A 25,808-nucleotide genomic window follows, 5' to 3' on the forward strand; every position below is an offset into this window, starting at 1 on the left:
AAATTCTTTGTGATTGATTAAAACATTAACTTTAGGTTAAAACCAGTTGATCTTGAGGCAGAAAGCTGTCCACCTTCACGATAGAACACTTCAAGTTCCGATGGATCCACACCATATTTTTTTGTATTTGCCCAGATAAGGAATGCATTTTGAACAATTACCCCAAAGTTTGCAGATTTTGCAAATTTTGTTTTTTGAACAAGTTTGGCAGGAATATCATAGCCAAATCTAACCTCACGAAGTTTAACATATGAAGCATCCAAAAGAACATTAGAGGCATCGCGTTGACGGGCAGTGTACCAATAAGCCCTGGCAGAAATATACCTGTTATTAGGAGTGCCATCAGCAAAAACACCATCAATTCTAATACCACCATTCCCGGTATTACCTTTTTCTTTAGTGTATGATCCAGGGTAGTCTCTCCAGTCAAAACCTTTATCATTGATACCAACAGTTTCTTCAGAAAGTCCGGCTCCTGTGTTGAAGTTACGGGTTTCAGAATAAAACAATCCACCTTTTTGGAAATCAATTGAGAACGACAAGTTAAATGATTTATAACTCATTGAGTTAAACATACCACCGGTCCATTTTGGTAATACATTGCCAATCGGAACATTGATATCATATTGTGGAAGGCCAGTTGCGTCAATAATTACTTGACCTTTATCGTTGGTTCTCCATTTACGGCCAACATAAAGACCCCACTCTTCGCCTTCCCTGTGCTCCAAACGTGTATCATAACGGTTTGTTGCATACAGGTAAGTTTTCAGGTCAGGATGTAATGACTTAACCAGGTTTTTATTACGTGCCCAGTTTAAAGATATATCCCAGTTGAAGTTCTTTCTATTTATTGCATTGGTGGTAAGCGTTAATTCTATACCCTTACTTTCAATATTTCCGGCATTAATCTGCGTAGAAGTAAATCCACTTGAAGGGGAAACGTCAACAGATAGAATTTGGTCAGTATTATTGTTTTTATATACAGCCACATCTAAAGTAACCAATTTGTAAAATTTCAATTCAGTTCCTGCTTCCCATGCTTTCGTAAGTGCAGGTTTAATCGTGCCACCTCTGAATTGGTCTCCAATTGCTACTGACGAGTTAGAACCATAGAAAGCACCATTGTTTAAAGCCAAATCCAAAGAATGTGGATTTAAATCAGAACCAACAGATGCATAGGAAGCTCTTAATTTACCGAAAGTCAGTATGTTGTTTTTAGGTAAAAGTTCAGTAAATATAACATTGGCCCCAATAGATGGGTACAAATATGAATTGGCATTAACAGGTAAAGCTGAAGACCAGTCATTACGTAATGTACCTTCTAAGAATAAAAAGTCTTTATAACCAACAGAAGCTTTACCATATATACTATTTACGATTTTTTTCTCATAATCACGAGTTACAGTTGGTCTCGCTATAGAGGCAGCTAAATCAAAATAATTGGCAGTACTTAGGCCACCGGCAGTTGCCTGACTAAGTTGACTGTAATAATTCTTTCTTTTGTTTACACCAAGTAGTCCATCAAATGAAATATTATCTCCGAATTTCCTTTTGTAAATCAAATTACTTTCAAGGTTTAATTCTCTGTAAAAGTTTTGAAGAATAGAATAACTGTCAAGGTTTAATCCCCCTGAGGCAACTCTTTGGTCATTTTCATTGGTATAATTGCTCATACGAGCGAATGATTTAAGCTCAAGGCCTTTAGCCAGGTTTAGAGTTAAACCAATATTTCCAACCAATCTGTTATGCATTTGAGATGCATAATTTTCTTTGATTACAAAATATGGGTTATCCCAATATTGGGGTTGACCATAAACTGAAAGATCACTGCTTGCGTTAGGGTCTCCAATGTTCCACGAATTCAAACTGCCATCGGGTTGACGATAGGTCTGCATTTTTTCAATATCCAACTGACGTTGAAACCACTGGTTGAAGTTCTGCGTAACATTGAGTCCATCCAAACGATAACCTTCTAAAGGTTGGCCGGAAGTATTTCTGGTGGTATAAGTTATATCAGACGAAACTGTTATTAGTTTATTGATATCATAGGAGCCATTTAAAGCAAACTGATGTTGCTGACGGCGAGCACCGGGAATGGTAAGAGTCCTGTCCTGATTTCCATAAGTTAACCGGTAGTTGTAGTTATAATCTCCACTACTGAAAGCAACAGTGTTATTATAATTATGGCCTGTATTAAAGAAGTTCTTAACATTATCAGGTTGGGCAGTCATAGGTACTTGTACGCCAAATTCTTCACCCGGGTACCAGCTATAGTAAGGTCTGTATAAAGTAGAGCCATCAATTTTTGGACCCCAGCTTTCATCAGCCCCATATTCTAGCATTTTTTGGCCGTTAAAACTAGCCCATGAAGTAGGGTGAATGGCGGGATTATATTTGAAAAGATAATATCCCTGATCATCAAAAGAAGTACCTTTTGAAGTTAAAGATGAAGAATATCCACCGGCGTATTCGTTTTGATAAGGAGGTAATAAGGCCAATTTTTCAAAAGAAACACCCAAATTCAAATCAACTGAAGAGTTTTTGCCTCTTTTGCCTTTTTTTGTTGTTAAAATTACAGCTCCATTAGCAGCACGTTGACCATAAAGGGCCGTTGCTGCTGGTCCTTTAAGTACAGTGATACTTTCCATATTATCCATGATTACAGCAGACTGGTCAGTGATTGTTCCATCTACCACAAATATCGGGTAGGCTAATCCTAAACCGGTAACCCCTCTGATAAGGACATTGGCATTGTCAAAAGTAGAACTTGGAGAGCCAACAAGTTGTACACCTGCAATTTTACCGGCCAATGAAGAACTAACGTCTAATGATTTAGCAACTGTCAGGTTTTCTCCTTTAAGTTCTTGAACAGCATAATTAAGAGCTTTTTTGTCTCTTACTGCACCCAGGGCTGTAACCACTACTTCATTCAGTATGTCAACACTGGTTGCCAGTGACACATTGATTGTGGTACCATCACCTACTTTGATTTCTTCATTTTTGAAACCAATAAAACTAAAAACAAGCGTAGCACCTTTGGGAGCAGTTAGGCTGTAATCGCCGGAAGCCACGGTTTGCGTTCCGTTATTTGTGCCTTTAATTGTTACACTCGCACCGGGTATTGGTGACCCATCTTCGGCACTAGTAACTTTCCCTGAAATTTTTTGACCTTGAGAGAACACCGGAAGTGTAAATCCCAAAATCAGGAAGACTAGTAAAAATTTCTTCATACAGTTTAAGATTAAGTTTATTGAATATTTTAAAAATCGAATATATAATTATTTCTTTTTAATTAAAATGAAATTAAAGAAGTTAAATTTTTTATTTGATGTTTCTTGCTCTCTAATCTTGAAATAGTTATATTTTTATTCAAAAAATATAATATTAGGTCGATTTTCTGGGTAGAAAATATTCTTTTGGTTTTCGGGGAAAAACCAACAAAAAGATTGGGTAGTTGTTGAGAGAATTAATCTATTTTCTGAAAAAGATAATAAGTTAGAAATATTTATCAATCTTCCTTTTCCTCTTTTAACTCTTCTGATGGCTTTGCGGTGGTTATTTTATACACAATATAGCCAATTCCAACTATGAAATGTACAACTACGATTATTGCTATTATTATCGGGAAACTCATGATTTATTTAAAAATTAGGTTAAAATTTAATAATGTTTTAATGAAAAAAGTAAAAATATGTAAATTTTAAGTGTCACGAAGACGTTTAAAAAAGGACTTCAATAAATGCTCTGATTCTGCTGATAATACACCGGGAACAATATCATATTTGGGATGGATAATTGCCGGAGAATACTTTGTATAACCTTTTTTAGGATCATGGGCAGCAAAAACCACCCGGTCAATCTGTGCCCAGGCAATTGCCCCCGCACACATTACACAGGGTTCAAGAGTAACATATAAAGTACATTTTTTTAAATATTTTGCTCCCAGAAAGTTTGATGCGGCCGTAATAGCCAGAATTTCAGCATGGGCTGTTACATCATTGAGTTGCTCAGTCTGATTGGCACCTTTACCAATAATCTTTTTGCCTTCTGCCACAATTAATGCTCCCACCGGAACTTCATTGTTTTCATATGCCTGGTGGGCAAGCTCGAGAGCTTTGGTCATGAAATATTCATGAGAAAATACAGGATAAGAATTTCGGGCCAAATATTTATTTTTTTCAAATCTAATTTAAAAGCATGAAGAAATAAAACAAAATGAAAGGGAATGAATTTTAATTCAAACTTAGTTTTTCGCATGCCGGATTTTTTTGCAATTATTCCTTATATTTCGGGCAATAATATAAGCCTAACCTTAATGAAACAAAAGAACCAGTATTTATTTCCCTTCATTCTTATTACAATTTTATTCTTCCTTTGGGGCTTTGCTCATAATCTAAACCCTATCTTAATTCCCCATCTCAAAAAAGCTTGTCAATTGTCTGATTTGGAATCGGCATTGATTGATTCGGCGTTTTTTGTCGGGTATTTTGTGATGGCATTGCCTGCCGGGTTTTTTATGAAAAAGTATGGTTACAAATATGGGATAATTTTCGGACTCCTGCTTTTTGCAGTGGGGGCCTTTTTGTTTGTTCCGGCAGCCAATACACGGGCATTTGCGGTGTTTTTATTTGCGTTGTTTGTGATTGCGAGTGGACTAACCTTCCTCGAAACTGCGGCTAATCCTTACGTCACTGTGCTTGGCGACAGCCATTCGGCTACTCAAAGGCTAAATTTTTCACAGTCATTTAATGGACTGGCGGCTTCACTGGCTCCACTTATGGGAGGAATTTTTATTTTGTCAGGAAAAACTTTGACTGAAGCAGAGAAATCAAGTTTTTCAGATGTCCAACTCGATCAATATTTATTAGAAGAAGCGGCCTCTGTTAAAATACCCTATATTATAATTGGAATAGTAGTACTGTTGGTTGCAATATTTATCTGGCGTACCAATTTGCCGGAGATTGACGAAGCTGAATCTTCAGCGGATACAACAGAAAAGGAGAGTATTCTAAAAAACAAAAACCTTGTTTTGGGGGTATTGGCTCAGTTTTTTTATGTCGGCGGACAGGTAAGTATTACAAGCTTTTTTATCAGATTTTTGGGAAAAACAGCAGGCATAGAGGAAAAATCAGCCGCAATATATTTATCAGTTGCTTTACTTACTTTTATGGTTGGCAGGTTTGTAGGTACTTTTCTGATGCGGTTTGTGGCACCTTATAAATTGTTGATTATTTACAGTGCCAGCAATATTGTTTTGTTATTTCTGGCCGTCACTTTCGGGGGGCATTTCTCTATTTATGCCTTGATAGGCGTTGAGTTTTTTATGTCGATTATGTTCCCGACTATTTTTTCATTGAGTATAACCGGATTAGGCTCAAAAACAAAGCTTGGCTCATCACTGCTGATTATGTCGATTGTGGGAGGAGCTGTATTCCCTGTGATAATGGGATTGATTTCAGATAAATATAATATACAGATTGCCTACATCGTGCCATTGTTGTGCTTCTTTGTGGTATTGTATTTTGGTATGAAAACTACTTCCAGAGAGTCAATGGTAACCGCTGTGAAGCATTAAGTTTTATATAAGTAAAAAGCTTGTCAGAAAACCAATTCTTAATTTTGGTTCATGACAAGCTTTTTTGTGTATTTTTTAGAAAATTATAAATCAAAAACACAAACTCGCAGCACCTAAAAGTCCGGCGTCGTTAGCCAAAGTGGCTCGTTTTATTTCTAGTGTTTTAATGTAATAAGGAGTAAGCCAGTATTTAAGTTGACGATTAACTGCCGGCATAATAAAATCAAAACTGGCTGAAAGACCTCCGCCAATTAGGATAGTGGTAATATCAAGGATTCTGATCATCGAAACCAGACCATCACCCAATAAGGTACCGATTACGTCAAAAATTTGCAAAGCCAGCTCATCGTCTTCCGTAGCAGCAGCTACTAAACCGGTGGTAGAAATAGAGCCATCAGCCGGTAATTTAGTTTCGCCTAAGTATTCGGCCCGCATTTTATTGGCCAATGCCAGCAATTCATTTTTTCCGATATTTCTTTCCAATACTTTACCATTGGCTGAAGGCATATGACCGGGCTCCATGGCATTTCCGCCGCCTCCTTTAAATACTTGCTTGTCGATAATGGCAGCACCACCTACTCCGGTTCCAAGTGTAACAAAGATATAGTCTTCGGGTACACTTTCTTCTCCGAAATAATATTCACCCAGTGCTGCTGCATTGGCATCGTTTTCAAGATAAAATTCTTTTTCCTGAAATCTTTCCATCAGGTAAGGAATCAGCGGGGTACCATCAATTTCAGGAATTGCGGTGATCTCCAGTAAAGTCATTCTGTCGCGGGTAATCAAGCCGGGTACGCCTATACCTACTTTCTGAACATCGGGATTTTCATTGAGCATTACGGCGATGGCGTCACCCAGACTTTCGACAAATCGGTTGTTTTGTCTCCATGCTCCGGTATCGTGACTATAAAAATTGGTGATATTGCCATTGTCGGCATTTACAATACCCATTTTTACATTAGTGCCGCCTACGTCTATGCCCAAATATTCTGTTGCCATTATTAAATTATAGTAATTTTTCGCAAATATATATTAAAAAAAATTAAAAATTGTCGAAGATTATTTCTTCTATCAGACCCAGAAGTTCGGGCTTGCCGGTTTTCCGTTCTGCGGAGGTAATGAAAAACTCAGGGATGATTTTCCAATCCACTGCCATGGCTTCTCTGAAAGCTGTCGTATTTTTCTGAGCCTCCATAGATTTTACCTTATCGGCTTTGGTAAATATCAATTTTATTGGTAATCCGTTTTCTCCTAATTTATACAAAAATTCAAGGTCAATTTTCTGTGGTGGGATTCTCAAATCAATCAAAACGAAGATGTATTTCAGGTTTGGACGATTGAGCATGTAATCCCAGGTCATTTTTTCCCATTTGTTTTTTTCGGATAATGGCACTTTGGCAAATCCATAACCGGGCAAATCAACCAGATACCATTTATTATCTACCAAAAAATGATTTATAAGTTGGGTCTTTCCCGGAGTCTGCGAGGTCTTTGCAAGGTTTTTTATTCCGGTAAGCATATTAATCAGGGAAGATTTTCCTACGTTGGACCGGCCAATAAAAGCGATTTCGGGCAGCTCATTTTTTGGGCATTGCAAATAGTTGGATGCACTTTTTTCGAATACCGCTTCTTTGATTTGATACATAGTATAATTTTTTACTGGCATTTGGGACATATTCCCTGAACCAATACATTGATTTCTTTTTTTTGATATCCTTCAGGAAGGATGATTTCAGGTACTGTTAGTTTTTCAATACATGTAGTATCTCCACAGGCCGAACATTTGAAATGCACATGGTCATGATGATGTGCCGAGTGACTACATTCCTCTTTACATAGGGCGTATTTTATTCCACCCTGGTCGTCTAATACCTTATGAATGATGCCTTTATCGAGAAAAGTTTTTAAAGTACGGTATATGGTAACCCTGTCAAATCCATCAATCAGAAATGATTCGATGTCGGCATGTGAGAGGGCAGTAGGTTTAGAAATAAAACCGTCCAGTATATTCTCACGGGTATCGGTATGCCTGAGGTCAAATTGTTTTAATATTTCGGAGGAGTCTCTGTTTAACATGATATTAAGAATCCAAAGGTTCTAAATCGTATTGCATTTTTACCAGATTGGAATATATGCCGTTTCTGTCGGTCATGAGATCATCATGACTTCCTGTCTCGGCAATTTCGCCATCTTTTATTACATAAATTTGGTCAACATTTCTGATGGTAGCAAGCCTGTGAGCAATTATTATTGTGGTACGGCCTTTCATGAGTTCGTTCAAGGCATCTTGTACCAGTTTTTCTGATTCTGAGTCAAGAGCACTGGTGGCTTCATCGAGAATCAGGATTTTTGGGTCTTTCAAAATAGCCCTTGCTATGGCAATACGCTGCCTTTGACCACCCGATAGTTTCACACCTCGTTCCCCAACTACAGTTTCATATTTTTCGGGAAATTTATCAATAAACTCAACAGCATTGGCTCTTTGGGCTGCGTCTTCAATTTCCTGCTGGCTTGCGTCGGGTTTTCCATAGGCAATGTTTTCAAGAATAGTACCTCCAAACAATATGACTTCCTGCGGAACTATGGCTATATTTTGCCTTAAATAACTGACATCCTGAGCAGCAATATCCTGACCATCAATTTTTATTTTTCCATCGGCCAGGTTATACAATTTCATCAGCAACTGCACGATGGTTGACTTACCGGCACCGGAAGGACCTACTAATGCAATTTTTTTACCCGACGCTATATTTATATTCAGGCCTTTAAGTACTTCGATGTCGGTGCGTGAAGGATATCTGAATTTTACATTTTCAAAAGAAATATTACCTGAAATAGGATTAGGCAAAGGCTGTTTTTCCAGATTAACTTCATCTTTTTCACTTAGTATTTCCAAAATTCTTTCAGACGCCCCAACAGTACGCTGAAGCTGGGCATAAAGGTCGCCCAGACCACTCATACTTCCGCCAATAAAGATTGTTAAAGTGAGGAAGGTAATCAACTGAGAAATCAGGATTTCTTTTTCAATGACCAGGTTTCCACCATACCAGATTACCAGCACGATTCCACCAAACAAACCTATTATAAAGAAGGAAATAAATCCACCGCGGAGATTGGCGGTTTTCAATGCCAGCCTTACAGTCTCATCTATACTTTTTCCAAATCTTTTGGATTCCAAACGCTCGTTGGTAAATGCTTTTACGATGGAGATAGACTGTAGTGATTCTTCAACGATTGTATTGGCTTCGGCAAGCCTGTCCTGAACTTTTCTGGAAAGAACTCTGATATACTTGCCAAAAACCAAAGCAGCAATCACAATTATAGGGAACGTTGCCAACATAAAAAGGGTGAGTTTCCAGGAAATATATATCAACATCGTAATTCCTATGACCAAGGTGGCTATCTGTCTGAAAAATTCTGCCAAAGTGGTGGAAAGTACGTTTTGAACTGCCGACACATCAGAAGTAAGCCTGCTCATGAGGTCACCCACACGGTTATTTTCAAAAAATGTAATCGGAGCTTTGATAAATTTATCAAACAGGATTTTACGGAGATCGGCGGCAGTTTTTTCACTTACAATAGCAAAGAAATATACCCTGAAAAACGAAAAAATGCCCTGGGCAAGTAAAATGGCTCCAAAATATATTGCCACCTGATTGATCGTAAATGCCGATTTGCCTTCCATTACTTTGGTCATTTCGCCTATCAACAGTGGGAATGCCATGGTAGTAAGTGTAGAAAGCACCAAAAAAACCATTCCAATGATATAGGTCTTTTTGTAGGGAAGCATGAATTTGAACAAGCTCAATGCTTTTTTGAACCCGTCTTTGCTAATTTTTCTTTTATCTTTTGGGGCTACCTCATCCCAAAAACCTTCTCTTCCTTTCGCCATTATTTATTCTTCGGTCTGCCCGCGGTATTTTGATTTTAGTAAAATTTCGTTGGGATTTGCATTAGCCATCATATCCTGAAACGTCACTTTTGGGTTTTCAGTTCTATACCTCTGTATTATTCGCCAGCCCAGCCATTGTCCAATTCTTCCCGGGCATGAGGGCCCTATTTCCGGTACATTGGGTCTTTCTCCAAAATACCGGTTTTTGATTGCCGGTGTTTTTTCCTGCAAAAGATTTTTATCAATGATGTGTGCCCACACCAAATCCTGTGCTTCCCAGGTTTCTTTCATCTGGGCATCAGAATATCCTAAAATCAGAGAGTCAGCCGTGTTGGGAAGCATCTGTTTGGTAAACTCCAGTGATTTTCCGAAAAACATCATGTCGGCCACAAAGCTTTGGTCCCGGGCATCAAGTTTATTGTAGGAATTGGATAAAAACCGCACTACCGTAGGTACAATATAGTCAGGCGTATATCTGTTCAAAATATAATTGGGCTGCTCGGGCCTGTAGGGTGCTTTTGGTCCTGCAAATGCTTCCAATGAAATTATAATAAGGCTGTCTGATACAAAAATGTCGTTTTCAAGACCTGAGAATGTGGTCACGACCTGAGGAACTTTGAATTGAGGATAATAGTATTTTATGGCTTTGAAGGCTCCTTCCAGTTCTGAGCTTAGTTTTTCCAGGTTTCCAAACTGCGTCAAGGTATAATCATACAATTTTCGGGTTTCAGGATGTTGGGTAAGATAAAATACATGTGAAACCAAGGCCGTGTCGCCGGGAAAAGTATTGTAAAGAGAGCGAATATATACCGGGTTATTCTGAAATAATGATGCCAGTTCTTCTTTCGTTTTGGTTTGCATCAATTCTTTATCAAATCTCCTGATTTCAAGATTTAGGGGAATTTCTGCTATTTTCTTAGCATCATTGGAACCACAGGAAATAAGTGAGAATAATAAAATGTTTATGGAAATAAAACCAAGAACTGCCTTCATTGAATGTTCAGAGAAAATTTTTGCAAAAGTACGAAAATATAGGTTAAAACGTTCATTTTGTGGCAATATTTGAGCTTAGCAGGGTATGTTCAAGCTTAAATGCCAATTGGTGGATTTTTGATTTATAAAATATCAGGAAAGGGTTTTTGAATGCCAAACTTTCAAAAATAGCATAGGGTGCAAGCGGGGCTCCAATGAAAGAATAGCCTTCTGATTTTTTTGTTTCAAAAGGTTCTTCTATAATTATTTCGCCCCATTTCATCAATGTAATCTCCAGGATTTGTCTGAAAAATGGATCTTTTTCGACTAACAGTAATTCTTTTGAAATTGTAATCAATTCCATCTTCTTTTTTTCTAAAACCTCAATTTCAAAATCGGCCATCAGGCGGGCGTAGTGATATACAATCAGAGCGGGGTGACCATAATGCCGGGCGATTTTATAGGGTTGTGTTTTTATTGAACTGATACTTTCATTTAGAAAATTCAAAGTATTGATATCTTCAGAATCCAGCGGGATTTTCTTCGAAAAAATCAGGTACATCAAGTTGCATAGGGCACATACATCCTGCTCGGGAGGCATGTTTTTCCCAAACCAGGTGTCGTAAACTTTGCCGGATTGGGTTTGAACCAGGTGGTTTTTTAAGAGATTTTTCAGTTCAAAGATATCTTGTTTCTCATTTTGTTGAGTAAGATAAATCAGGGCTGTATCATCGATGTCATCGGGTAATCTGAAGTGATCAAACCTGTGCATCATATACCCATTTGCAAAGTGCTTTGAAGGTTTTGTAGGGTAAAAATTATAGGTTATTCTACCATCTTTGTTTTGATATTTTGGATAAACCGAAGTTATTTTTTCGGCAATTTTTTCGATTTTACTTTGTTGATTTTTAGTTAAATGAGTCTTAAGTTGATTGAGGATAAAAAGGGTAGAAGCGGGTGCAAAGATATTGTTATCGGCTCTGTGGTATCTCCAGAACGGATTATATCTGACTGACCAATTGCCGTCATTGTTCAGACCTAAGTCAGCTTCGATATCAATTTCAGAAATTATTTGGTCTATGGTTTTATTAAAGTCCAAGAGATTATATATTTGTATTAAGTTTTACAAAAATAGACAATTATACAAATGGAAGTTTCCGGAAGCATCAAAGTAATAAATGCAGAACAGCAGGTAAGTGCAACTTTTAAGAAAAGAGAATTGGTTGTAACTACCGACGAACAGTATCCTCAGCATATTATGATTGAGTTTACGCAAGATAAATGTGATCTTTTGAATCAATATAATGTAGGTGATTTTGTGAAGGTATCTATTAATCTTCGCGGAAGAGAATGGACCAACCCGCAAGGTGAAGTTAGATATTTTAATAGTATTCAAGGCTGGAGAATAGAGAAAAATGCGGCTGAAACCTCGGCTCCTTCTGCATCGGCAGCTCCGGCGGCTCCTGCACCTCCGATTCCGGCAGCATTGGAAGGAGAAGACGATCTTCCGTTCTGATCAATCAAAATTTTACAAAGATATTATGTGCACGCTTCTGTGAAGGGGCGTGCTTTTTTGTTAAATTGAATATGTAATTAGAATTGGGAAAAGTTATTTTTTTTGTTCACATAATCAATCCGTCAGAACAATTTCTACTGCCAGATTGTGGTATTTACCTTTGAGGTTTTTATAGTCCATAAGCAGGGGATTTGATTTTGCCTGAAAAAGAACCTCCTGATTTTATTTAAACCATTTTTAAAAATTATTTTGAAGTGTAAAGGAAATGAATAATAAATAATTTTAAACGTGTAAAATAGAAAGGATTTTAAATTTAGGTTATTTGAATCTGTTTAAAGGATCAAGCAAAATAGTTGGAGGAAACTTGGGAATAGATTTTTTGCTGGTTCGCAGTAGTTAGTATAATTAAACCCAAAATCTCAATAGAATTCGGCTGCAAAAATATTTAACGTCCAACCTTATTGGAAAGATCAATAAAATTTTGAACTGCAATAGGGCGTCGGTATCATAAAACTCAATCAACATCGTACCCTTATCGGTTATCATTTCTGCTTTTCTCATGTAATAATTTTAATTTTTTGCAAAAATAATCAATTATCATTTCGGGATATTAACCTTTGAACCAGATAATAAAATTTTCCTTAAAATCCCCCACATTTATTCGATAAATTCATCATTTGATAATAAATCCTTAATTTTGTGTCAAATAAGCATTTAACATTGAATATAGTCATAATAGGATTGGGTTATGTGGGTTTACCCCTGGCCGTAGAATTTGGAAAAAAATATCCCACAATTGGATTTGATATTAATCTTAAACGAATTGAGGAATTGAAATCCGGTTTTGACCGTACCCGCGAGACGGAAAAGGAGGAATTACTCAATAGCCGGCATTTAAGTTTTGCCACAGATATCGCCATCCTTAATAATCTGGAAGGAAAAAAAATCTTTATAGTTACCGTTCCAACTCCGATTGATAGTGCTAACAAACCTGATTTAAGGCCATTGATTTCCGCCAGTAAAACGGTGGGTATGGTCTTAAAAAAAGGAGATATCGTAATCTATGAAAGTACAGTGTACCCCGGTTGTACCGAGGAAGATTGTGTGCCGGTATTGGAAGAAAATAGTGGTTTAAAATTTAATGAAGATTTCTTTTGTGGCTATTCCCCGGAACGTATCAACCCGGGAGATAAAAAAAATACACTCACAAAAATATTGAAAATCACTTCGGGTTCTACCCAAGAGATTGCCGAGGAGGTAGATCAATTGTATAAAAGCATCATCGAAGCCGGTACCCACAAGGCACCAAGCATGAAAGTAGCCGAAGCCGCCAAGCTCATAGAAAACTGTCAGAGAGACGTAAATATTTCTTTTGTCAATGAACTGGCATTGATTTTTGAAAGAATGAATATCGATACACAGGAAGTGCTGGAGGCTGCAGGTACCAAATGGAATTTTCTTAAGTTTCAACCCGGCCTGGTGGGAGGGCATTGCATCGGGGTGGATCCTTATTATATGTTGCATAAAGCCGAGCAATTAGGATATTTTCCGGCCTTGATTGGTTCCGGACGACGCATTAATGACAATATGGGTTCATTTGTGGCCAATAAGGTCATAAAACTAATGATTCAAAAAAACCTGAACATAAAGGGTGGAAGGGCATTGATTCTGGGTGTCACTTTTAAAGAAAACTGCCCCGATATACGCAATACCAAGGTGGTGGATATATATGCCGAATTGAAAGATTTTGGACTGGAAGTAGAGATTTTTGATCCCTGGGCCGATAAAGAGGAAGTAAGGGAGGAATATGGTATCAAACTTATCTCTGAAATAAAAGGCCAATACGAAGTAGTGTTGCATGCCGTAAGCCATCAGGTATTTTCCGAAATACAATATGGAGAAATCCTTAAGCCGGTTCATGTGCTTTTTGATGTTAAATCAACTTTGGATAAAAATATGGTTGACGGAAGATTATAATCATAATGTTTATTAAACTTTAATATAAAAAAGGGGGACTTTCATCCCCCTTTTGCCATTTTAAGCAGCCTCATTTGTTTTAGGGACTGCCTTTCGGGGCTTTTTCCGAAGGGACTTCTTAGTTCCTCCTGCCTTCTGATATTGATTGGAGTTTTTGCCAAATTTGGCACCTACACCTATCAACATACGTTCAGAGAGGTCATTCAGAGCCTTCTGTTTTTCTGCCAGCTGGTTTCGGATTTCTCCGAGGGTAGCTTTGTGACTGTTGTACATAGATACCAAGGCTTCAGTTTCACTGACAGCAGTTTGGTAACTTAGAATGGTCAGACCATTTCCGAGGTCTAACTCAGGATCGATGGATTTCATTCCGGCGAGCCTTTGGTTTGCCAATGATATGGCGAGATTACTTATTTTTTTCATTGCTGAAAAGGTTTAAAGTAATTTTTCTTATAAAAAAAACCAACAAAATGGATTGCAGACTAGGTATAAATCAAATCTTTAGATACTTTTGAAGCTTCTAGTATTCTCGTACCCAAAGGGGCTACCGTTTGCAACCGGTGGCCTTTTTGATTTTACTTATTCACAAAAACCATTAGACTAAATAAATTTAGCCCATGAACACGCAACCCCATAAGTGTTCAAAACTTGATTTAATACATTCGAAGTGATTGCAGCGAATGTAAAAACTCTTTTTGTTGAGTCGGTTTAACCCGACAATTCCAACTTCACAATCCATTCCTTTTTCACAAAGGATCCTTCACAATTTCATTACAATTTGATTCGTAACGAATTTCAACTTTATCGTCTCTACATTCACATCTAAAGATTAACTGAAGAGGTGTTGTAGCCGTGACGGATTTATGATGCAAATATAATGAATGAAGTTTTATGTACAATAGTATATGAGCTGTTTTTTTATTAAATGTTTTTTTCAATTTTTGTCTTCGGAGGAAAATTAATATTATCTAAAAATATTGAGGTTCCAGAAATTACGCAAAAAACACAAATGACTCGCAAAATGCACAAAGAAGTCTGAGCCCTAAAATTTTAAACATGAAGGGTTTAAGATCATTAAGAAATTTTACCTGGAAGTATCGTTTGTACCTCATCTTAATGCTCTTCATATCTTAATCTATCTTAATGTTTAAGAAAAATTGGAGTGATATTTTAAACATGAAACAAATGAGGGGATTTGGGCAATTACTTTGTGAAACTTCGTGACTTCTTAGCGGTCTTTGCGATACTTTTGATTACACAAAAGACACAAAGGAGCCGCAAAATGCACAAAGAAGCTGAGCCCTATAATTTTAAACATGAAGAACATGAAGGGATTAAGATCATTAAGAAATTTTACCTGGAAGTATAGTTTGCACCCCATCTTAATGCTCTTCATATCTTAATCTATCTTAATGTTTAAGAAAAATTGGAGTGATATTTTAAACATGAAACAAATGAGGGGATTTGGGCAATTACTTCGTGAAACTTCGTGTCTTCTTAGCGGTCTTTGCGATACTTTTGATTACGCAAAAAACACAAATGACCCGCAAAATGCAAAAAGAAGTCTGATCCCTAAAATTTTAAACATGAAGAACATGAAGGGTTTAAGATCATTAAGAAATTTTACCTGGAAGGATAGCTTGCACCCCATCTTAATGCTCTTCATATCTTAATCTATCTTAATGTTTAAGAAAAATTGGAGTGATATTTTAAACATGAAACAAATGAGGGGATTTGGGCAATTACTTCGTGAAACTTCGTGTCTTCTTAGCGGTCTTTGCGATACTTTCAATTACACAAAAACCACAAAGAAGCCGCAAAATGCACAAAGAAATCTGAGCCCTATAATTTAAAACAGGAAGAAAATTAAGGGATTAAAATCATTAAGGATTCACTCTTTCTAACTTTCCACCTTACCACCTTACCACCTGAAAATAACTATTGCCTACTGCCTAAAACCTATTAGGAAGCTTTTACCAATTGTCGTAAAGCTTTTACACTTTTGTAAATCTTATTTACACTTTGTCATGAAGCTTTTACACTTTTGTAAATCTTATTTATACTTTGTCATGAAGCTTTTACACTTTTGTAAATCTTATTTATACTTTGTCATGAAGCTTTTACACTTTTATAAATCTTATTTACATTTTGTCGTGAAGCTTTAGCACTTTGGTAAATCAAATAATTATTTTTCCAAATCAATTAAAACAAAAGCTTGCAAGGTTTTCAAGTCTATTATATTTTTGAAACAAGTGTCGGACGCACAGATTGAGTCCTTTATCAAAGAAGCAGAAAGTAAAGGTTTGTCCGAATTGCAGGTAGAAGCACTCGCCAAAGCCAACGGTTATACCAATGAAGATATCATCAAAATAAGAGAAAGAGTCAATCGCCTTAAAGCCGGAACAAACAACAACGCAGGTTCACAAAATTCTGTAGTAAGAGAACAATTAGGCGAAGTATCAGAAAGGGCAGTGGTTCAAATCGAAGCACCAATTAAAGACAAAAAAGTATTATTTGGTTCAGATTTATTCAGCAGTAAAAACCTCAATTTTGAACCCAATCTCCGCATTCCCACACCGGCCAATTATATCATCGGACCTGATGATGAGCTTAGCATCGATATCACTGGCTATGCCTATCAGCACTATGATCTCAAAGTTTCGGCTGAAGGCACCGTAAAACTGGAAAGCCTGACCCCCATCTATGTCAATGGACTCACAGTACAGAAAGCCAAAACAAAAATTGAACAGAGACTTAAATCTCTTTTTGCAGGTCTAAGAAATGGCACTTTGGAGATGGATCTGACGCTTGGAAGGGTTAGATCCATTAAAGTAACTGTCGTTGGTGATGTGAAAAACCCGGGTACCTATAATGTATCTTCCCTGGCTACGCTATTCAATGCCCTTTATGTTTCCGGTGGACCCTCAGGCATGGGAAGTTTACGAAACATACAACTATTGCGAAACAACCGGGTGATTCAGAAACTTGACCTCTATGAGTTTTTGTTGAAAGGCACCATGAATGGAAATGTAAATCTGATGGATCAGGATGTGGTGTTTATCCCGACCCTGGAGCGAAAAGTCACTTTTCAGGGACAGGTAAAACGCCCCATGATTTTTGAATTAAAGGCAGATGAAAACCTGGACGAAGCCATTCAGTTTGCAGGGGGATTTACAGAGGAGGCTTTTACAGAAAACATTCAGATTCAAAGAAATAATGAAAAAGAGCGGGTATTGCTGGATGTGGCACGGAAAGATTACAAAACTATCACGCTCAAAAACGGCGACCAGATAGAAATTAACGCCATCTTAGATCGCTATACCAACAAAGTAGAAGTGCTGGGTGCCGTATTCAGACCTGGACAATACGCCTTAGATTCCCGTTTGAAAACGGTTAAAGATCTCATTATGCGTGCGGAAGGGCTTCGGGAAGATGCCTTTAGAAACCGGGCCATTCTGAAAAGAGAACGTGAAAACCTTGATCCGGAATATATCTCCTTAGACTTGAACAAAATATTGGAGGGAGAAGATCTGATGCTGAAAAGACAGGATGTATTGATTATCAAATCCACTGTGGAGCTAAGAGAAATGCGGAAAGTAAGTATCCAGGGTGCGGTAAATCAGCCCGGGGAATTTGATTTTGTGGATAGCATGAGTGTGAATGACCTGGTATTACTGGCAGGCGGATACCGAGAAGGAGCTACCAATAAACGAATTGAAATAGCCAGAAGACTATACAATGATGAAAACAACAGCGAAACCGTTCAAATAATCAGCCTGGATGGTAGCAAAGATCTGAGTCTGAGTGCCAAAAGAACCGTTTTGCGACCCTTTGATCAGTTATTTATCAGGGAATTGCCCAATTACCAGATTCAAAGTATAGTGAATATTGAAGGAGAGGTAAATTATCCGGGCAATTACGTAATTCAAAACAGAAACGAACGTATCAGTGATCTGGTTGAACGTGCAGGAGGTTTCAGACCTGAGGCTTATATTTTTGGTGCCAGATTTTACAGAGCCGGCAAACAAGTAGCGGTGGATCTTGCTAAAGTGATGAAAAACAAAAACGCTTCTATTAATTTATTTTTGGAAGCAGGAGATAAATTGGTCTTACCCAAAGAAGAGCAAACCGTTCGGGTTACCGGACAAGTTTTAAATCCTACTTCGGTCGCATATCAACCTGATTTTGGTATCAGAGATTATATTTCGCAAGCCGGTGGTTTTTCTGACTCTGCCAGAGTGAAAAAGACTTATGTGAAATATGCCAATGGCTACACCGGCCGAACCAAATATTTTTTGGGGATAAAAGATTTTCCCAGAGTGGAAAGAGGCATGGTAATTATTGTACCAGTTAAGCACAGAGAAAGACTCAGCAAAGCTGAAATTATCTCCTTAAGTACCGGTATGGTATCCATGTCTGCGGTGTTATTAACTTTGATTAGACTGATTCCAAGCACAAGCACTACAAAATAAAGAATTATTATGGGAGAAAATGAAGATATTTTGGTGATTGATTTCAAGGCTCTGTTCAGTATTGTCTGGAAGAATAAATGGTGGATAATTCTAATAACAAGTATTTTCACTGTTTTAGGAGGAATTTATGCATTTACTGCCCGTGAAGAATTTGTTTCAGAAGGAAAACTTTTGCCTGAGATATCTGGAGGTGCCGGCAATAGCCTGGGTAGTTTGGCGAATTTGGTGGGTATCGGCGGTTTTGAATTGGGACTCAAAAATAATACAGATGCAATCAGACCCGATTTGTATCCAGACATTTTACAAGCTACTCCTTTTTTTATGAATTTATTAAAAAAAGAGATTACGACCAAAAGTGCTCAAAAAGAGGTTTTTGAGAAATTTTACCATAGATTGATTGAAGAGAATGAAAAATTTGAGGATAAATTCTTAAAAACCCCTAAAGGAAAGCCCGATGGAGTAGTGGTAATTAATAGATTAACAGAAGACCGAATAAAAGATTTAAAAGATAGGATTTCGGCTTCCATTGATAAAAAGACCGGTGTAATATCGATTTCAGTAAAAATGCCCGATCCAGTGGTGGCTGCCGATGTGGCCAAGTTTGCAATTGACTACATGACGAACTATATTACCAATTATCGTACAGAAAAAATCCGAAAAGAAGTAGATTTCCTGTCCGACAAAGTTGCTGCATCAAAAGGTAAATATTATGCTACTCAGGAACGAAAAGCCCAATATACCGATATGTTTCAGGCACCTACCATCAGACTCCAAACCGCTGATGTACAAAGAGAGCGGCTGGAATCTGAATATAAAATTTCGGCCAATGTGTATAATGAACTATTAAAGAAACTGGAGGAGGCAAGATTGAAATTGCATCAAGAGACTCCTGTATTTCAAATTGCACAAGCTCCAGTTGTTCCAAATTTGAAAAGTGAACCCCAAAAGGCTATTATAATAATAATATTTTCAATTTTTGGTGGAATAATAGGGGCTTTTTTTATCTTAATTTACAAAAATAATTTTCGGAAAATAATAAAAAATATATAAATGTTATGAATATAAAAATGGTCAATCTAATTGATCAGTATTCAAAAATAAAATCTGAAATAGATAATTCTATCCAGGAAGTTATAAATACTTCTCAGTTTATTAAAGGGGAAAAGGTACAACAATTTCAATTTAACCTGGAAAATTATTTAAATGTAAACAAAGTAATTACTTGTGCAAATGGGACTGATGCTCTCCAAATCGCCTTAATGGCATTAAATTTAAAACCGGGAGATGAAGTCATCGTTCCTTCTTTTACTTATGTGGCCACCGCGGAAGTAATTGGATTATTAGGCCTAACACCTGTTATCGTCGATGTAGATGAAAAAACATTTAATTTAACTGGGAAAATAGTTAAAAAGGCAATAACAGAAAAAACACGTTTGATTGTACCGGTGCATTTGTTTGGCCAATGTGCGGATATGGAATCTATTATGGATGTGGCCAATAAACATCAATTGAAAGTGGTTGAAGATACAGCACAGGCCATAGGTGCCGATTATACTTTTAGTAACGGAAAAAGAGTTAAGGCTGGTTGCATGGGAGATATTGGTACCACCTCATTTTTCCTTCCAAAAATTTGGGATGTTTTGGAGATGGAGGGGCTATGTTTACAAATGATTTGGAATTGGCAGAAAAAATAAGAATTATTTCAAATCATGGGCAAGCTGTACAATATATTCATGAGCAAATAGGGGTCAATTCAAGGTTAGATACTATTCAGGCTGCTGTTTTGTTAGAAAAATTAGTGCACTTGGATGATTACAATCTAAATAGAAGAAAAGTAGCCGATGCTTATGATCTTGCCTTTATCGATATTGCAGAACTCGAAATTCCTTTTCGTAACCCAAGTTCAACTCATGTTTTTCATCAATATACAATTAAAGTAAAAAATGGTAAAAGGGATTCTCTTAAAACTTATCTCAAAGAAAAAGGTATTCCGAGTATGATATATTACCCAATGCCTCTGCATTTCCAAAGAGCTTTCCAGTCAATTAGTAAATTGTCCGGGAAATTAGAAGTCTCTGAATCACTTTGTTCTGAAGTCTTGTCATTACCAATTCATACAGAGATGAAGAACGAAGAGCTGAATTTTATTATTGAGAACATAACAAGATTTTTTAATGGCTGATATATTTATTCATTCTTCTGCAATTATTGATGAGGGATGTGAAATCGGTGAGGGAACTAAAATTTGGCATTTTTCTCACATTATGCCAAATTGTAGAATTGGAAAAAATTGCAATATAGGACAGAATGTTGTTGTGTCTCCGGAGGTTATTCTAGGAAATAATGTTAAGGTTCAGAACAATGTTTCAATTTACACCGGGGTAATATGTGAGGATGACGTATTTTTAGGGCCATCAATGGTATTTACCAATGTGATAAATCCAAGAAGTGCTATTAACCGAAAAGGCGAGTATCTAAAAACCAGAGTTGGAATGGGAGCCACAATCGGTGCAAATGCTACTATTGTATGTGGTCATGACATTGGTGAATTTGCTTTTATAGGAGCAGGAGCGGTGGTGACTAAATCAATAAAGGCTTTTGCTTTGGTTGTAGGTAATCCTGCCAAACAAATTGGTTGGATGAGCGAGTTTGGACATAGACTCACATTCAATATAGAAAACGTTGCAATTTGCCCTGAATCAAAAATTAATTATGAATTGATTGATGGTCATGTTTTTAGGATGAAAAATGTTTAATTGCTCTTAAAATTTGATACTTATTTCTGGGAAATATTAAAGATATAATAAATTATAATCATGAAAAGATTTGCATTAATTGGGGCAGCTGGATATATCGCACCTAGACACATGAAAGCAATAAAAGATACAGGCAATGAATTAGTGGCAGCCTATGACCCTTACGATGGAGTTGGTATTATGGATAGTCACTTTCCTAATGCAGATTTTTTTACCGAATTCGAAAGGTTTGACAGACATATTGATAAGCTGAGAAGACAAGGAAACCCCATTGATTTTATAAGTATTTGTTCCCCCAACTACTTGCACGATGCTCACATCCGATTTGGTCTTAGAGCTGGTTGCGATGTGATTTGTGAAAAACCTTTGGTGCTCAATCCCTGGAACGTTGATGCTTTGCAAGAAATTGAGAGAGAAACCGGTAGAAATGTTTTTACGATACTTCAACTCAGATTGCACCCTGCAATTATTGCACTTAGGGAGAAAGTACTTAATGGACCGAAAGATAAAATTTATGATGTAGAGCTAAAATATATGACTTCCAGAGGAAAATGGTACCACCATAGTTGGAAAGGAGATATGAGCAAATCTGGAGGTATTGCAACTAATATAGGGGTCCATTTTTTTGATATGTTAACATGGGTTTTTGGAGATGTAAAGGAGAATGTTGTGTTAAAACATACAAATGAAACTGCTGCTGGATATTTACATTTGGAAAGAGCCAAAGTGAATTGGGTTTTAAGTATTGATTTCAATCAAATTCCTGAAGAAATTAAGGTGCAAGGAAAAAGAACTTACCGTACACTAAATATGGATGGTATAGAAATAGAGTTCTCGGATGGTTTCACCGAGTTACATACTAATAGTTATAAACAAATTTTAAATGGTTTTGGTTTCGGGTTAAATGATTCAAAAACTGCAATTGGTATTGTTAGTGAAATTAGAAACAATGCTAAATAAGTTCGATAAAAAATATTTTAGAAATATTCTCTTGGTTTTTACAGGAACATTCTTATCTCAAGCTATTGTGATAGGTTTTTCTCCTTTTTTGACAAGAATTTATACTCCTGAAAATTTTGGGGTTTTTAATTTATTTATCTCAATTATTACAGTAGGTTCAATTTTTTCAACAGGTAGATATGAAATTTCAATACTTCAACCTCAGAATATAATTGAATCTTTAAATTTAACAAAGTTAAGTGTATTAATATCTTTAGGTTCGACAGTTGTTTTATCACTTTTTTTATTTTTTATAAAAATTGAAAAAATTGATGAGATTAAATATTTTATTCCAATAAGTGTTTTTCTAACTGCTTTTTATCAAATTATACTTAACTATTTAAATAAGGGGGAGAAGTATAAAAGTATTAGTATATCAAAATTTGTAAAGTCTTTATTTTTAGTTATTTTCCAAATTGGGTTTTCATTTTATTATTTAAATGGACTTATTATTGGATATATAATATCAATTTTTATTTCTTCTTTTTATCTCTTAATTCAGTCAAAACTTACATTTTTGTTTTTTTTAAAATTCAGAATAAATGAATTAACTGAATTGTTGAAAAAATATATTAATTACCCGAAGTTCTCTCTTTTTGCTGATACAATTAATAGCTTTACCAATCAAATGCCTTTATTCTTTATTTTTTTAATTTATGGAGAAAAGGAGGCTGGGTTTTATGGACTGACATTGAGATTATTAGGCTTACCTCTTGTTTTTATTTCGAATTCAATTTTAGAAGTTTTTAAGCAAAATGCAGTAAATGAGGTACAAAGTATAGGTAATTGTAGTAAAACATTTATAAAAACGTTCTTAATTTTAATTGTTATTTCATTGCCAATTTTTATTGTATTCGGTTTTTTTTCTCCAAATATTTTTTCATTTTTATTTGGAAATAATTGGATTAATTCAGGACATTATGCACAAATATTAGTCTTTCTATTCTTTTTTAAGTTTATTGTTAGCCCTTTAAGTTTCGTTCTATACATTTACAATAAACAAAAAATTGACTTAATTTGGCAAATATTATTATTTTTTGTAACAATCATTATATTCTTTTTATTTTCAAAATATCTAAATGTCGAAAGTGTCTTAATGGTTTACTCAATTTTTTATTCAATTATGTATATCGTTTTATTTTTTATTTCATTTAAAATTTCAAACTTAAAGTATGGTTGGAATCATTGATTATAATATGGGAAATGTTAGTTCCATATCTAATATGTTAAAAAAAATAGGAGAAAAAAATATCATTACAAATGATTTAGGAATTTTGAGTGAGTGTGATAGGCTTATTTTACCCGGTGTGGGAAGTTTTGATAATGGAATAAACAACTTAAGAATATTAGGTTTGGATGAGTTTTTAGTTAATAAATTTCATCAAAATATTCCAATATTAGGTATTTGTCTTGGGATGCAGCTATTTGCTAAAAACAGTGAAGAGGGAAATCAGGATGGTTTAGGATTAGTTGATGGCGATGTAGTAAGCTTTAAAGGAAAAATTGAGGAGAGGTATAAAATTCCTCACATGGGATGGAATTATGCAAATTTTTTAAATACAGATTATTGGGGAAATTCACAAAAAAATAAGTTTTACTTTGTGCACTCTTATTACTTAAGTCTATATGATAGTTCCAATATTTTATGCGAAGCGAAATATGGTATTAATTTTTGTGCAGGTTTTAAAGTAAAGAATTTAATTGGAGTTCAATTTCATCCCGAGAAAAGTCACAAATATGGGATTGAATTTTTAAGTATTTTTTAAGTGTAAAATAAAAAATAATGCTGCAAAATAGAGTTATTCCAATATTATTATTAAATAATAAAGGTGTTTATAAAACAGTAAAATTTGGTAACCAACGGTATATAGGAGACCCTATAAACATTGTCAAAATTTTTAATGAAAAGGAAGTTGATGAGCTTGTAATTTTTGATACAGGGGTTACTTTAAATAAATCTGAGATTGATTTTAAATATTTAAGCAATATTACATCTGAAGCATTTATGCCTCTTGCATATGGAGGTGGCATAAAGAATATTACCGATTGTAAGAAGTTGTTTTATTTAGGATTTGAAAAGGTAATTCTAAATTCAATTGTCCATTTGAAACCAGAAATCATCAAAGAAATAACCTCATTGTTTGGCAGCCAAAGCGTTGCTGTGTGTATTGATTATAAAAAAAATTTCTGGGGTGATTATGAGATTTTTTATGAATCAGGAAAAAAGAAGTCTAAGTATAAATTTTTTGATTTCATTAAAATGATTATTGATTTTGGAGTCGGAGAATTAATATTCCAATCTGTTGAAAAGGATGGGGTTATGCAAGGATTTGATTATGAATTAGTGGATTTTCTTCAAAATAAAATAAATGTTCCAATAATAATAGCAGGTGGGGGGAAAAGTCACTCTGAATTGCAAAATATTTTAGATTTAGGAATATCTCCAGCGGCCGCAAGTATGTTTATTTATTATGGTAAACATAATGCCGTTTTAATAAGCTACCCCAATGAGTCATCTTTAAACCGAACAATGTTATGAATAAAAAAGCATATCAAATATGTACCCGCACAATAATGGATACCTCGGATCCGGAAATAACCTTTAACGAGAATGGAGAAAGTAATTATTGTGAAGATTTTGATAAATTAAAAAATAAAATTTGGTTCCCAAATCAAGAAGGGGGAAGAAAAATCGAAGAAATCGTTTCCAAAATAAAAAATGATGGTAAGGGTAAAGAGTATGATTGCATAATTGGCTTAAGTGGTGGTATTGACAGCTCTTTTTTGGCATATAAGGCAAGCAAATTAGGCTTAAGAATTCTAGCAGTTCATGTGGATGGAGGGTGGAATTCTGAGTTAGCAGTTCAAAATATTGAACAAATTGTAAAAGTTTGTAAAATTGACTTACATACGCATGTTGTTGATTGGCAGGAAATGAGAGATTTGCAAATTGCTTACCTAAAATCTGCTATTGCAAATCAAGATGTTCCTCAGGACCATGCATTTTTTGCAGCTTTATATGGTTTCGCAATAAAAAATAATATTAATTGGGTACTTCACGGTAGTAATATTGCAACGGAATTTATTTTACCAACTTCTTGGGGGTATCATGCAATGGATTCAAAATCACTACTTTCAATTCATAAACAATTTGGAAGTATAAAGCTTAAATCATTTCCAATTGTAAATTTTTTTGATTATCATTTTTATTTTCCTTTTATAAAAAAGATGAAAGTTGCAAGGTTATTGAATTATATGTATTATGATAGAGAACTTGCAATTAATACCTTAATAAAAGAGGTTGGTTTTAAAGATTATGGAGGTAAGCATTCAGAATCACGTTTCACGAAATTTTTCCAAGGTTATTATTTACCGGTAAAATTTGGAATTGATAAAAGAAGAGCTCATTTATCATCAATGATTTTATCTGGAATCATTTCAAGAGAAGAAGCATTAGTAGAAATTAATAAATCGCCATATAATCCCGATACAATTAGTGAGGATTTTGATTATATATCTAAAAAACTAGAAATTACTTCTAATGACTTAAAAAAACTTTTGGAATTGCCAAATAAGTCCTATAAAGATTATCCAAACAATGAATGGTTAGTGAAAGTAAAATCAAGAATCAGGAAATCTCTAAAAAAATAAT

Annotated in this window: 20 protein-coding genes and 1 pseudogene; 12 read left to right on the forward strand and 9 right to left on the reverse strand. The window is 35.6% G+C overall.

The annotated features are described in order from the left end of the window. Window positions 1–17: 17 nt before the first annotated feature. Both IPP61_08290 and IPP61_08295 read right to left on the reverse strand, forming a co-directional pair. Window positions 18–3,230, reverse strand: a complete 3,213-nt coding sequence (locus IPP61_08290; GenBank protein MBL0325165.1) for a SusC/RagA family TonB-linked outer membrane protein — start codon at window positions 3,228–3,230, stop codon at window positions 18–20. Window positions 3,231–3,700: 470 nt separating this feature from the next. Continuing rightward, complete coding sequence (locus IPP61_08295) at window positions 3,701–4,123, reverse strand: nucleoside deaminase (protein MBL0325166.1); 423 nt, start codon at window positions 4,121–4,123, stop codon at window positions 3,701–3,703. Between the two features lie 192 nt (window positions 4,124–4,315). Here IPP61_08295 and fucP point away from each other — a divergent pair, with 192 nt between their 5' ends. After that, window positions 4,316–5,575 carry an L-fucose:H+ symporter permease gene (gene fucP, locus IPP61_08300; protein ID MBL0325167.1) on the forward strand — a complete coding sequence of 420 codons (1,260 nt, stop codon included), beginning with the start codon at window positions 4,316–4,318 and terminating at the stop codon, window positions 5,573–5,575. 90 nt (window positions 5,576–5,665) lie between these two features. Here fucP and IPP61_08305 read toward each other — a convergent pair whose 3' ends face one another. The 6 genes from IPP61_08305 to IPP61_08330 are packed head-to-tail and all read right to left on the reverse strand — an operon-like array spanning window position 5,666 to window position 11,538. Further along, window positions 5,666–6,574: an ROK family protein gene (locus tag IPP61_08305; GenBank protein ID MBL0325168.1), complete on the reverse strand. Its 909-nt coding sequence runs from the start codon at window positions 6,572–6,574 to the stop codon at window positions 5,666–5,668. A 43-nt stretch (window positions 6,575–6,617) separates the two neighbouring features. Continuing rightward, on the reverse strand, window positions 6,618–7,220 hold the full coding sequence (locus IPP61_08310; GenBank protein ID MBL0325169.1) for a YihA family ribosome biogenesis GTP-binding protein: 603 nt from the start codon (window positions 7,218–7,220) through the stop codon (window positions 6,618–6,620). A gap of 11 nt (window positions 7,221–7,231) precedes the next feature. Further along, window positions 7,232–7,651, reverse strand: a complete 420-nt coding sequence (locus IPP61_08315) for a transcriptional repressor (GenBank protein MBL0325170.1) — start codon at window positions 7,649–7,651, stop codon at window positions 7,232–7,234. 4 nt (window positions 7,652–7,655) lie between these two features. Continuing rightward, entirely contained in the window at window positions 7,656–9,467 is a 1,812-nt protein-coding gene (locus IPP61_08320) for an ATP-binding cassette domain-containing protein (GenBank protein ID MBL0325171.1), read from the reverse strand. Between the two features lie 3 nt (window positions 9,468–9,470). After that, window positions 9,471–10,460, reverse strand: a complete 990-nt coding sequence (locus IPP61_08325) for a gliding motility protein (GenBank protein ID MBL0325172.1) — start codon at window positions 10,458–10,460, stop codon at window positions 9,471–9,473. A 52-nt stretch (window positions 10,461–10,512) separates the two neighbouring features. Then, window positions 10,513–11,538, reverse strand: coding sequence for a hypothetical protein (locus tag IPP61_08330; GenBank protein ID MBL0325173.1), 1,026 nt, complete (start codon window positions 11,536–11,538; stop codon window positions 10,513–10,515). Window positions 11,539–11,586: 48 nt separating this feature from the next. On the opposite strand from IPP61_08330, the gene IPP61_08335 reads away from it, so the two are divergent. Both IPP61_08335 and IPP61_08340 read left to right on the forward strand, forming a co-directional pair. Continuing rightward, window positions 11,587–11,955, forward strand: a complete 369-nt coding sequence (locus tag IPP61_08335; GenBank protein ID MBL0325174.1) for a DUF3127 domain-containing protein — start codon at window positions 11,587–11,589, stop codon at window positions 11,953–11,955. A 720-nt stretch (window positions 11,956–12,675) separates the two neighbouring features. Further along, window positions 12,676–13,932 (forward strand): nucleotide sugar dehydrogenase, encoded by a 1,257-nt coding sequence (locus IPP61_08340; protein MBL0325175.1) that lies wholly within the window; start codon window positions 12,676–12,678, stop codon window positions 13,930–13,932. Between the two features lie 60 nt (window positions 13,933–13,992). Here the strand turns inward: IPP61_08340 and IPP61_08345 are convergent, their stop codons facing one another. Further along, window positions 13,993–14,352: a hypothetical protein gene (locus tag IPP61_08345; protein ID MBL0325176.1), complete on the reverse strand. Its 360-nt coding sequence runs from the start codon at window positions 14,350–14,352 to the stop codon at window positions 13,993–13,995. A gap of 1,820 nt (window positions 14,353–16,172) precedes the next feature. Here IPP61_08345 and IPP61_08350 point away from each other — a divergent pair. From IPP61_08350 to IPP61_08390, 9 genes and pseudogenes are all read left to right on the forward strand, one after another. Continuing rightward, window positions 16,173–18,401 (forward strand): SLBB domain-containing protein, encoded by a 2,229-nt coding sequence (locus IPP61_08350; GenBank protein ID MBL0325177.1) that lies wholly within the window; start codon window positions 16,173–16,175, stop codon window positions 18,399–18,401. Between the two features lie 9 nt (window positions 18,402–18,410). Continuing rightward, window positions 18,411–19,451 carry a lipopolysaccharide biosynthesis protein gene (locus tag IPP61_08355; protein MBL0325178.1) on the forward strand — a complete coding sequence of 347 codons (1,041 nt, stop codon included), beginning with the start codon at window positions 18,411–18,413 and terminating at the stop codon, window positions 19,449–19,451. Window positions 19,452–19,456: 5 nt separating this feature from the next. Further along, window positions 19,457–20,583 (forward strand): annotated as a pseudogene (locus IPP61_08360) (DegT/DnrJ/EryC1/StrS family aminotransferase). Beyond that, window positions 20,576–21,157 (forward strand): N-acetyltransferase, encoded by a 582-nt coding sequence (locus IPP61_08365; GenBank protein MBL0325179.1) that lies wholly within the window; start codon window positions 20,576–20,578, stop codon window positions 21,155–21,157. The pseudogene IPP61_08360 and the gene IPP61_08365 overlap by 8 nt, the downstream one beginning before the upstream one ends. A gap of 60 nt (window positions 21,158–21,217) precedes the next feature. Continuing rightward, entirely contained in the window at window positions 21,218–22,117 is a 900-nt protein-coding gene (locus tag IPP61_08370) for a Gfo/Idh/MocA family oxidoreductase (protein MBL0325180.1), read from the forward strand. Then, window positions 22,092–23,345 carry an oligosaccharide flippase family protein gene (locus IPP61_08375; protein ID MBL0325181.1) on the forward strand — a complete coding sequence of 418 codons (1,254 nt, stop codon included), beginning with the start codon at window positions 22,092–22,094 and terminating at the stop codon, window positions 23,343–23,345. Before IPP61_08370 ends, IPP61_08375 begins: the two co-directional genes overlap by 26 nt. Next, window positions 23,329–23,922: an imidazole glycerol phosphate synthase subunit HisH gene (gene hisH, locus IPP61_08380; GenBank protein ID MBL0325182.1), complete on the forward strand. Its 594-nt coding sequence runs from the start codon at window positions 23,329–23,331 to the stop codon at window positions 23,920–23,922. The genes IPP61_08375 and hisH overlap by 17 nt, the downstream gene beginning before the upstream one ends. Window positions 23,923–23,939: 17 nt before the next feature. Then, entirely contained in the window at window positions 23,940–24,695 is a 756-nt protein-coding gene (gene hisF / locus IPP61_08385; protein MBL0325183.1) for an imidazole glycerol phosphate synthase subunit HisF, read from the forward strand. Continuing rightward, window positions 24,692–25,807, forward strand: a complete 1,116-nt coding sequence (locus IPP61_08390; GenBank protein ID MBL0325184.1) for an N-acetyl sugar amidotransferase — start codon at window positions 24,692–24,694, stop codon at window positions 25,805–25,807. The genes hisF and IPP61_08390 overlap by 4 nt, the downstream gene beginning before the upstream one ends. Window position 25,808: the final 1 nt, after the last annotated feature.

The sequence above is a fragment of the Cytophagaceae bacterium genome, assembly GCA_016722655.1.
GTDB lineage: Bacteria > Bacteroidota > Bacteroidia > Cytophagales > Spirosomataceae > Leadbetterella.

What these genes read in the sequence shown, in the direction of transcription:
- IPP61_08365 (MBL0325179.1), top strand. Translation starts at nt 20,576, where the DNA reads ATGGCTGATATATTTATTCATTCTTCTGCAATTATTGATGAGGGATGT.
- IPP61_08315 (MBL0325170.1), bottom strand. Translation starts at nt 7,651, where the DNA reads ATGTTAAACAGAGACTCCTCCGAAATATTAAAACAATTTGACCTCAGG.
- IPP61_08370 (MBL0325180.1), top strand. Translation starts at nt 21,218, where the DNA reads ATGAAAAGATTTGCATTAATTGGGGCAGCTGGATATATCGCACCTAGA.
- IPP61_08345 (MBL0325176.1), bottom strand. Translation starts at nt 14,352, where the DNA reads ATGAAAAAAATAAGTAATCTCGCCATATCATTGGCAAACCAAAGGCTC.
- IPP61_08320 (MBL0325171.1), bottom strand. Translation starts at nt 9,467, where the DNA reads ATGGCGAAAGGAAGAGAAGGTTTTTGGGATGAGGTAGCCCCAAAAGAT.
- IPP61_08290 (MBL0325165.1), bottom strand. Translation starts at nt 3,230, where the DNA reads ATGAAGAAATTTTTACTAGTCTTCCTGATTTTGGGATTTACACTTCCG.
- IPP61_08305 (MBL0325168.1), bottom strand. Translation starts at nt 6,574, where the DNA reads ATGGCAACAGAATATTTGGGCATAGACGTAGGCGGCACTAATGTAAAA.
- IPP61_08355 (MBL0325178.1), top strand. Translation starts at nt 18,411, where the DNA reads ATGGGAGAAAATGAAGATATTTTGGTGATTGATTTCAAGGCTCTGTTC.
- fucP (MBL0325167.1), top strand. Translation starts at nt 4,316, where the DNA reads ATGAAACAAAAGAACCAGTATTTATTTCCCTTCATTCTTATTACAATT.
- IPP61_08295 (MBL0325166.1), bottom strand. Translation starts at nt 4,123, where the DNA reads ATGACCAAAGCTCTCGAGCTTGCCCACCAGGCATATGAAAACAATGAA.
- IPP61_08390 (MBL0325184.1), top strand. Translation starts at nt 24,692, where the DNA reads ATGAATAAAAAAGCATATCAAATATGTACCCGCACAATAATGGATACC.
- hisF (MBL0325183.1), top strand. Translation starts at nt 23,940, where the DNA reads ATGCTGCAAAATAGAGTTATTCCAATATTATTATTAAATAATAAAGGT.
- IPP61_08310 (MBL0325169.1), bottom strand. Translation starts at nt 7,220, where the DNA reads ATGTATCAAATCAAAGAAGCGGTATTCGAAAAAAGTGCATCCAACTAT.
- hisH (MBL0325182.1), top strand. Translation starts at nt 23,329, where the DNA reads ATGGTTGGAATCATTGATTATAATATGGGAAATGTTAGTTCCATATCT.
- IPP61_08335 (MBL0325174.1), top strand. Translation starts at nt 11,587, where the DNA reads ATGGAAGTTTCCGGAAGCATCAAAGTAATAAATGCAGAACAGCAGGTA.
- IPP61_08325 (MBL0325172.1), bottom strand. Translation starts at nt 10,460, where the DNA reads ATGAAGGCAGTTCTTGGTTTTATTTCCATAAACATTTTATTATTCTCA.